We start from the raw sequence: 9,751 nt of genomic DNA, 5'->3' as shown, positions 1-9,751 counted from the left end.
TTGACCCGGAATGTAATGTCGTTTAGCTCTTGCCATAGTTCTGTTCTGTTTTCATCATAAAAAGATGATTATAGCCGTATATATCGAGGCGATCTTGACAGTTTTTCTATTATTTACAGTATATTGTCTTGGCCCGACCCCAATCCACGACCCCAATCCATTTGTGGCATCGATCCGTAAGGTGCCAAGCTTGACCCGGAATGTAATGTCGTTTAGCTCTTGCCATAGTGCTGTTCTGTTTTCATCATAAAAAGATGATTATAGCTGTAGATATCAAGGCAAATTAGCCAATTGTGCTTTTATTTACGGCGTATTGGCTTGGCCCAACTCCATTCCCAACTCCATTCCCAACTATCAAGACGTGGCCCCTTTTCCCCCAAAGAATAAATGAATTCTGGCTTGAACTCTATCAAGATGATGTTTCATTTCAAGACGTGCAAGCTTAGGATCTCTTTTCTTGATAGCCTGATATATGTTTAGATGTTCCTCTAATATCTCCTGAGTTTGACTGTCTTCATAAGAAATAATAACAGAGTTCTGAATAACGCCATATATGGAAAACATCAAATGGCTCTGAATTTTATTGTGAGTCATATCGGATATTGATACGTGAAATCTCGCGTCATTATCGATCAGCCTCTGTTTTTTTGGGCCCTGTGACATCATGGAATCAATAATGTGCTTCAATCGTTCGATCTCGGCATCGCTCGCCCTTTCGGCTGCATAATAGGCATTCCAGGATTCCATACATTTCCTGACTTCAATCACATCAAATAAGGTTTCCCTATCCTCTTTTAAAAGAGCATGGATGGGTTCCACAAAACTATCAGGCACCAAGGACTTAACACGGGTCCTTTTCCTTTGGGAGATGATCACAAACCCCATGCCGTGAAGAATATTCAATGCTTCCCGCAATGACGCCCGGCTCACATTAAAGAGCTTCATCAACTCTCTTTCAGAAGGAAGCGGATCGCCTGGACTTAAGTTACCTTGGAGAATGTGTGATTTTATCTGTTCTACAATCAAAGTAGATACTTTGGGCTGTTTGATTGGCTGGTAATCCGGCGTGTCCATTTATCTCACCATCTTTTTAATTTTACTTGCTGAAAAGCCAATATACCTTCCTGAATGGGACAGGTAGTACCCTTAAATTCTCTTTATAATACGACATATGATTTTTTGCAAGGCGTTTACCCCGCCTTGAAACCAACCCCGCGCTGCGCGGTAAACTGGACCGACCAGATTTGAGATGGACAAAGGGGGAATTTTATTTTTCAGGAAAATACAACGTTGTACTTGTATCATTGGATTTTGGAGCCTGGTTCAAAACAGGGTTACACTTTTGAAGTGTGGAGTGAAGGCACCACGGGACCCTCCTGGGCTCGCCTTGCTTCGTCGCGGCTTTTTTTACCGGGGGCTTGCCCCAGCCAGAGTTACCCTGAAATGCTTATTATTGAACCAGGCCGATTTTGGCTTATCAAGCAAAGTCATCCCCCCTTGACAACTTGTATTTCAAATACTATATAAAGTATATTTTTATTTGGTCCGACCAGATACTTTTCATTATAAATAAGTAATCCATTTGTCTATTTGATTGGCCAAAAGTTGATCGCTGAACAGTTTTAGCAAATCAACAAAACCGCTTGCTGACGATATATACGGAAAAGAACTCAAACATGGGGCCGCCAGATGAAAAAAAATTTAGTAATATTTTTCCTAACAACATTCCTTGTCTCCTCGAGCCTGGCAGATGCCCGGCAGAATGACCTTTTAAACCTGGTAGAGGTCCTCAACGACAACGGCACGATTACGACGATGCAATATGAGGAGCTTAAAGATGGCCTTAGCGCAAATACGCCGGTTCAAAAAGATCCGGAAATCACTGATGTTCAAGTGTCCACCAAAGGCGGCATTGAAATAGCCACCTGCGACGGACAATACGCCTTTGAACTGGGTGGACGTCTCATGGTGGATGCGGCTTTCTATGATCAGGACAGGAACGATCATGGCAATGGCACCGAACTTAGCCGGGTCCGGATAGATATTGAAGGGGTTCTCCATGGAGACTGGGGGTATGAGCTCGGCATTGATTTTGCCGATGGCGGGGCAGATATTAAGGATGCCTATGTGAGCTATGACGCCTTTTGGCCTGCAAAAATTCAAATCGGTCAGTTCAAGGAACCTTTCAGCCTAGAGGCGTTGACCAATTCGAAATACATCACATTTATGGAACGAGCACTCCCCCATGAATTTGCACCGGGCCGCAGCATCGGGGTCGGGGCCCGTTCCCACGGTGATGTTTGGAGCGCCGCAGCAGGCCTGTTTGGTGAAGCCTTTGACGATGATGTCAAAGACGAAGGTGACGAAGGTTGGGGCATGACTGGACGGGCCACCTTCTCGCCCCTGCATTCCGAAACACGGGTCATGCATTTCGGGGCGGCCGCCTCATTCCGGGAACCGAATGACGAAAAGAAAGTTCGCTTCAACCAGCGACCCGAATCCCACATAACAGATATAAAATACCTTGATACCGGAAAGATCGACCATACCGATAGGGTCATGAAATACGGGCTCGAAGCGGCTGGTGTGTTTGGCCCCTTGTCCCTGCAAGGAGAATATATTTCCACGAACGTGTCACGTGACGGCGGGTCAGAAGACTGCTCTTTTGACGGTTATTACGTCTACGTCAGCTGGTTTGCCACCGGAGAAACGCGCCCCTACAAAGAGAAAAAAGGGGGGTTCGGCCGCATCAAACCCAAAAGTAAAAACGGGGCGCTTGAATTGGCTGCAAGATACAGCATGATGGATTTGAACGATGGGTCAATTACCGGTGGCAAAGAGGAAAACTCCACCTTTGGGGTGAATTGGTACATAAATCCCCATACCCGGCTCATGGCCAATTATATACTCGTTAACAATGATAAACATGCCGATGCAGACGGTGATCTTGCCGGGAATGATGACCCCAAAATCTTCCAGGCCCGTTTTCAGATCGACTTTTAGAGAGGAGCCCCATGGATCGAGAGTTTAAACAGGTACGACAAAGAGTTTTTGCGGGGATTGTTTATCTTATCTCCATGGGTGTTGCCTTTCCTGATCCCAGTATTGCAGACTCTTTTCCCGCCCCCCTTGAGTCCCCTGCCGTAAAACAGACCCTGGTGATTGGAAAGGTGACGGATAATCCCAAAAAGATGTACCGGTATCTCAAGCCCATCGCGGATTATGTGGCGGCCCATATGCATGACCTGGGCATCCGAGAGGCAAAAGTATTAATGGCCAAAAACAATGAGCAGATGGTGAGCTATTTCAAACAGGGCAAGATTGACTGGTTGACCGAGACGACTTTTTCCGCCGCCTATTTCCATGAAAAGGCCGATGCAGAATTTCTACTTAAAAAATGGAAAAAGGGTGTGGGCGAATATCGCACAATTTTTTTTGTTCGAAAGGATAGCAATATCAACTCATTGGAAGACCTGAAGGGGAAAACCATTGCCTTTGAGGATTCCGGCTCAACCACCGCTTATTATCTGCCCGCGTCACTATTGATTGAAAAAGGCCTGAAACTGGTTCAGCTGGCCTCGATTAGAGAAAAACCACCCGCAGACATGGTGGGCTACGTATTTTCCCATCAAGAGATAAATACCTCCACCTGGGTTTACAGAGGCCTGGTGGAGGTCGGAGCGTTCAATAATCTGGATTGGAATAAAGATGACCATGTGCGTAAGGTCTACAGAAAAGAGATGAAAATCATACACGAGTCCAGGCCTTTTCCTAGGGCCATCGAGCTTGTCAACAAGGACCTCGATCCCAAGATAAGGGCACGGCTAAAAGAGGTGCTGTTAAATATACACAATGATCCAAAAGCAAGCGCTGCACTAAAAGCCTACCAGAGAACAAAGAAATTTGAAGAAATTGACGAAGATTGCCGGGCATTCCTTGAGGAAGCAAGCTGCCTCCTTAAAACAGTAGGTTCGGAATTAAATTAATGAAGCTCAAGCTCCAAACCCGCTATTCCCTTATCATTCTCTCTTTGCTCATCACGAATATGATTTTGCTTACTTCAATTTTGCTGTTCCAGTTTAATTCATCTCTGAACGCCATGGTTGAAACCAGCTCAATCAGCATGGAAAAAGACCTGTTGGCGCAATTGGAAAGACAGGGGGAAAGCATTACCCGGCTGGTTGCGGAAAAGCTTGTCAACCCTCTCTACCAGTACAATATGGTTGAAATCTACGATTTGCTGCATACCGTGAAGATGCAAAAAGATGTGACCCGGGCCCAAGTTTATGACGTCCATGGCAGGATACTCCAGGATGGAACAAAAGAGGTGCGTGAATTCGGCCGGTTGGTGGGCGATGAGGAAAGCCAGAAAGCCATTCACACCCAGGGGCGCCTGGTGAAACGGGTTCGGGGGGATATTCTGGATATCTCGATTCCAATCTGGATCAGTGATACCCCCCTGGGGGGCCTGCAAATATCATTGTCCATGAAGAGTAGTTATTCAGCCATTGCTGCCGTAAAAGCATTGCTCAATAAAATCGGTTATGCCGGACTTCAACGAATTATCCTGATTATGGGCCTGACCACCCTGGCGATGATTCTGGTGGGCATCGGTTTATCCATTTCAGTGGTAGGACATCTCATCTGCCCCATACAGGAAATGGCCATCCATGCGAAACGAATTGGTCAAGGCGATTGCCATGACCTTCTTTTATCCCGAAGAAAGGATGAAATCGGGGATCTGGTAAATGCCTTCAATCAGATGAGCCAAAATCTTCAACATACGACGGTCTCGAAAAATTATCTGGAAAGCATTCTGGGCAGTATGAGGAGTTGTCTCGTGGTTCTTTCCCCAACGGGCGATATCACCCGTGTTAATTCATTTATTTGTCAGCTTTTGGAATATACCGAGCCGGAATTGATCGGCCAATCATTTAACGTCCTTTTCCATGCCGACACAGTCCCAGGCGTCAAACCATGGGTGGATGGGGTATTAAAATCCCGTGCCATGGCCCATACGGACCAGACCTACATTAAAAAAAATGGGGGGAAGATACCGGTTTCGTTATCCGGGGCCGTGATTGCCGACTCCGACGGGGATATTATTGGCATTGTCTGTGTGGCCGAAGACATCACGGAACGGTTGCGGGTCTTTGAGCTTGCGGCCGCTGCCAAGGAAGCAGCCGAAAAAGCCAATGTGGCAAAATCGCAATTTCTGGCAAACATGAGCCATGAATTGCGCACCCCTTTGAATCATATCATCGGTTTCACAGAATTAATTGTGGATAAGCATTTTGGAGAATTGAACGAGATCCAGGAAGAGTATCTGAACGATTCGCTTCAAAGCAGCCGGCACCTGTTATCGCTTATCAATGACATCTTGGACCTTTCCAAGGTAGAGGCAGGAAAAATGGACTTCATGCGATCAGAGATAAGCATTCATCTGGTATTGGAGAAAAGCCTCTGCATGATCAAAGAAAAAGCCCTAAGGCATGGCATAGAGCTTTCAACGGATATTCAAGGCATTCCCGATATAATATCGGCCGACCAACGAAAACTCAAACAGGTCATCTTCAATCTGCTGTCTAACGCCATTAAATTTACCAGGGATAACGGATCAATTTGTCTGTCAGCCCGTTACCTGACCGCGATTAAAGGAATCTTGGTCTCCTCTGGCGGTAAAAAACTCTCGGTTTCAGCCCAGGGCACTCATTTTCTGGAGATTTCAGTCATAGATACTGGAATCGGCCTTGAATCAAAACACTTGGAAAGTATTTTTAAACCCTTTGACCAGGTTCAGAACTCAATGAGTCGGGAATATGAGGGAACCGGCCTGGGGCTGGCATTGACAAAAAAGTTTGTCGAAATGCACGACGGTCAAATCTGGGCAGAGAGTGAGGGAGAAGGGAAAGGGAGTATCTTTCGATTTGTCATTTTGGCATGAATAGTTGCATATGAATAAAACAAAGGGGCATACACAAACATGAAAGAACAGCTGTTAAAAGCGTATGAAGAAGAAACCCATGCCTCTTTTGTAGATAGCCTGACAGGTGCATATACACATGGGATTTTTCAACTCCTGCTGGAAGAAGAGATCAAGAGATCCCAAAGATACCACGACTCTTTCACCCTGGTCTTGATTGATATTGATTCGTTCTCCCTCTATAACAAACAACAGAATCCTGCCACCGGAGACCAGGCGTTAAAGAAGGTGGCAGAACTGATCCGGGAGAATATTCGGGATCTGGACTTGATATCGAGATATTCAGGGGATGTGTTCGCAGTTATTTTACCGAAATCAAACGCCCATGAGGCGTATAATGCCATGGGTCGTATCAGGATGGCCGTGGAGAGCCATACCCGGGGGGAACTGACCGTAAGCGCCGGCCTTGCGTCTTACCCTGAGGAGGCTTTAAACAGGGAAAAACTCATCCTGGAGGCAGAGGACGCCCTGGCACAGGCCAAGGGCGGGGGAAAAAACACGGTTTATTTCAAGGAAAAAGAAAAACTGTCCGTTGTAGAGCAAGAATTCAAAATACTCATTGTCGATGATGACGCCCGAAACGTGAAATTGCTGGGAGCCATTCTTGCGCCGTTCAATCATGAAATAGTCAAAGCATACAACGGTGAAGAAGCTCTTTCCCTGATGAAAAAAATCGATATTGATTTGGTTCTGCTGGATATAATGATGCCTCGTATGGATGGGTATGAAGTCTGCCGCCGCTTCAAGAAGAGTGAGGCGACACGCCTTGTTCCCATTATCTTGGTGACAGCACTGGATGATATGGAAGCCCGGGTCAAGGGGATTAATGCCGGTGCGGACGATTTCATCTGCAAGCCACCCAATCGAATCGAGTTGATAGCCAGGATAAACTCGCTGCTCCGGGTTAATAAACTCAATAAAAAATTAACCAGTATTGAAAACATCCTTATTTCCATGGCCAACGCCGTTGAAGCCAAGGATGTGTATACCAAGGGACACATCCAACGGGTTTCGAATATGGCCATGGCACTGGGTAAAAGAATGGGCCTTTCAGCAAGTGAAATCGATGCTCTCAGGTTCGCTGGTATTCTCCACGACATTGGTAAAATCGCAATCCCAAGGGAGATATTGAATAAACCCGGCCCCTTGGGCCTCGAGGAATGGAAGATTGTCAAACAACATCCAATTGAGGCGTATAAGATATGTCTCCCCCTGGAGAAAACCCTCGGCCCGGCCCTGGAGGCAATTCGGCATCACCATGAAAAACTTGACGGCAGCGGCTATCCTGATGGTCTGAAAGGGGAAGATGTCTCTGTTTTGGCCCGCATCCTGTCGGTTGTCGATATTTTTGATGCTCTGGATACGGATCGCCCCTACTGCAAAGGCATGCCCAGAGAAAAAACATTTGAAATCCTCCACAGGGAGTCGGATGAAGGAAAGCTTGACGCCATAATCGTTGAACACCTGATAGAGATGTTATCCCCCAATGACTTACAGGGATGACAAACCGCTGAATGCGGTAGGCAAACAGGAAAAAAATATCATGTAATAGAATTGAATGCAGGGCCAGAGGATTTTAAGCAAACAAGTGGATTCGATATTTAAAAATTTTGATGGTTCCTTTAAGAAGGGTCAGAGTATGGAAAAAAGAACAATCTTGGTTGTCGAAGATAATGCTTCCAACATGAAACTGGTTCGCAGTCTTCTTCAAATAGGCGGGTATAAGATCATTGAAGCGCAAACGGCCGAGGCAGGACTTGAATTAGCCAGGGAACACGCTCCGGATCTGATCCTGATGGATATTCAACTTCCGGGGATGGACGGTCTCTCGGCCACCCGCCAAATCCAAACCGAACCCAAAATCAAGGAGATCCCGGTTCTGGCCCTGACGGCATATGCCATGAAAGGCGATGAACAAAAAGTCCTGGATGCGGGCTGTGTCGGATACGTTAGCAAACCCATCAATACAAGGGCTTTTTTGTCCACCCTGCTGACATATCTGCCCACAGACCCGGGTAAGAGGAACCCCGCCCCCCCCGATCTGCAAACAGAACCGGTTTCCATGGACATTCACCCGGATATTTTTTATGCAAGCAGAATCCTCATTGTTGACGATGATCCTCTTAATGTGAAACTGCTTAAGGCCAAACTGTCCGAAAAGACCTTTGTAACCAGTGAAGCCTTTAACGGTCTCGAATGTCTGGATAAGGCCAAATCTGAACATCCTGATCTGATCCTTTTGGATCTGATGATGCCCGGCCTCGATGGTTTTGAAGTAACCCGGAGATTAAAAAAGGACCCACAAACCAGAGAGATCCCAATCATCCATGTCACGGCCTTGGACAGCAGCGAGAATAAGGCCAGAGCCATGGATGCCGGTGCGGATGAGTTCCTGAACAAACCGATCAATACAGTGGAACTTTTAACCCGAATTCGTTCCCTGCTGCGGCTCAACAAATACAAGGAACAACTGGGCACGCGTAAGGAATCGGAAATTCATTTTCTCCCCTCAGGAACATTCGATTCCGAGTTTGAAGAGATCGACCTTAGAGCGACCGTCCTCATTGCCGACACCAATAAAAAAGACGTAGAGTTCTTTAAAAAGAACCTTGGCCCCTATTGCAGAAGGCCCTTGATAACTGGAAGCGGCAAGGAGGCAGTGCAAATTGCTGAAAGTCAGCAAATTGACATTGTTCTGTTGGCGATTTCCTTGTCGGATATGGATGGACATGAGGTCTGCAGGCGATTGAAAGCAATGGATCGGACCCGAAATATTCAGGTGATCACCACCACGTCCCTGGCAGATCTGGATACCAAAATCAAAAGCATTGAACTTGGTACCGACGACTACCTGATCAAACCGATTAATGAACTGGAATTCGATGCCCGTATCAGATCTTTAATCAAGAAAAAAGCGTATCTGGATATTCTTGTCTCAAAGTATGAGAGTGCCTTTAATGCAGCGGTCACAGATCAATTGACCGCTCTCTACAATCATGCTTTTTTTGAACATTACCTTGGACTCGAACTCAACAGGTCCCTGAGACAGAAACATTTTGTAACTTTGCTCATGCTTGATATCGACGATTTTAAGAACTTAAACGATTGTTACGGCCATCAGGAAGGAGATCGGATTTTACATGAAGTGGCAGCCGTCATCCGTAACTGTGTCAGGGCGGTGGATGTTTGCGCCAGATATGGAGGAGAAGAATTCGCTGTTGTCCTGCCCTATGCCAACAGGCGGATCGGAGGCATGATCGCTGAAAGGATCTGCAAGAGCATCTCCGCCATTCAAGTGAAATCAGATAACAATAGTAAAATCGGCCGGATCACGGTCAGCATCGGGGTCGCAATCTGCCCCCAGGATGCCGTAGACGTTGAGGCGCTCGTTCACAAAGCAGACATGGCCATGTACCAGGCCAAGAAAGAGGGTAAAAATCGGGTTTCATACTGTAATGAGAATTAAGCATGCAAATGACTGACAAAAAACATGCAAAGCAAGTCAATAAAGGATTCTCTTCCCCGAGGGGGTCGGGCCATCCTAATTGCTTGATATAGAATCCAATGCATTCCATTCATAGGTATTTAGAAGGTCTATATTAGACTTTTCAGGGTCGGAAAAGGCAATATATGATGAAACCTCTTCCCGAAGCTCATAACCATCAAGAGTCTCATAGGGTTTTCGGCCTGATGCGCTTGAACACAGTTTGACCTTCACCCCTTTTACGAAGGATTCTCCCCCGGCCGCGATACTTTGAGTCCAGCGAC

General features: G+C 46.3%; 7 protein-coding genes. 5 read left to right on the top strand and 2 right to left on the bottom strand.

Features of this window, described 5'->3' with window-relative positions; translation table 11 throughout:
* Positions 1-354: 354 nt before the first annotated feature.
* The gene (locus Q1Q75_RS21730; RefSeq protein WP_300675168.1) at positions 355-1,074 is read right to left on the bottom strand and encodes a FadR/GntR family transcriptional regulator; all 720 of its coding nucleotides are present in this window, start codon (positions 1,072-1,074) and stop codon (positions 355-357) included.
* Between the two features lie 615 nt (positions 1,075-1,689).
* Between Q1Q75_RS21730 and Q1Q75_RS21725 the strand changes: the two genes are divergently transcribed.
* The 5 genes from Q1Q75_RS21725 (at position 1,690) to Q1Q75_RS21705 (ending at position 9,449) form a co-directional block, all read left to right on the top strand.
* Complete coding sequence (locus Q1Q75_RS21725) at positions 1,690-3,003, top strand: porin (protein WP_300675166.1); 1,314 nt, start codon at positions 1,690-1,692, stop codon at positions 3,001-3,003.
* A 155-nt stretch (positions 3,004-3,158) separates the two neighbouring features.
* The gene (locus tag Q1Q75_RS21720) at positions 3,159-3,986 is read left to right on the top strand and encodes a phosphate/phosphite/phosphonate ABC transporter substrate-binding protein (protein ID WP_300675164.1); all 828 of its coding nucleotides are present in this window, start codon (positions 3,159-3,161) and stop codon (positions 3,984-3,986) included.
* The gene (locus tag Q1Q75_RS21715; RefSeq protein WP_300675162.1) at positions 3,986-5,944 is read left to right on the top strand and encodes an ATP-binding protein; all 1,959 of its coding nucleotides are present in this window, start codon (positions 3,986-3,988) and stop codon (positions 5,942-5,944) included. Before Q1Q75_RS21720 ends, Q1Q75_RS21715 begins: the two co-directional genes overlap by 1 nt.
* Before the next feature lie 39 nt (positions 5,945-5,983).
* Positions 5,984-7,486, top strand: coding sequence for an HD domain-containing phosphohydrolase (locus Q1Q75_RS21710; protein ID WP_300675160.1), 1,503 nt, complete (start codon positions 5,984-5,986; stop codon positions 7,484-7,486).
* 136 nt (positions 7,487-7,622) lie between these two features.
* Positions 7,623-9,449: a response regulator gene (locus Q1Q75_RS21705; RefSeq protein ID WP_300675158.1), complete on the top strand. Its 1,827-nt coding sequence runs from the start codon at positions 7,623-7,625 to the stop codon at positions 9,447-9,449.
* Positions 9,450-9,524: 75 nt separating this feature from the next.
* On the opposite strand, the gene Q1Q75_RS21700 is transcribed toward Q1Q75_RS21705, so the two are convergent.
* On the bottom strand, positions 9,525-9,751 hold a 227-nt coding region (locus tag Q1Q75_RS21700; protein ID WP_300675156.1), incomplete at its 5' end, for a hypothetical protein.

It is taken from the genome of Desulfoluna sp. (assembly GCF_030145185.1).
In the GTDB taxonomy this organism is placed as follows: Bacteria; Desulfobacterota; Desulfobacteria; order Desulfobacterales; family Desulfolunaceae; genus Desulfoluna.
Note: the sequence above shows the minus strand (reverse complement) of the source record. Positions and strands in the feature narration are given on the sequence as shown.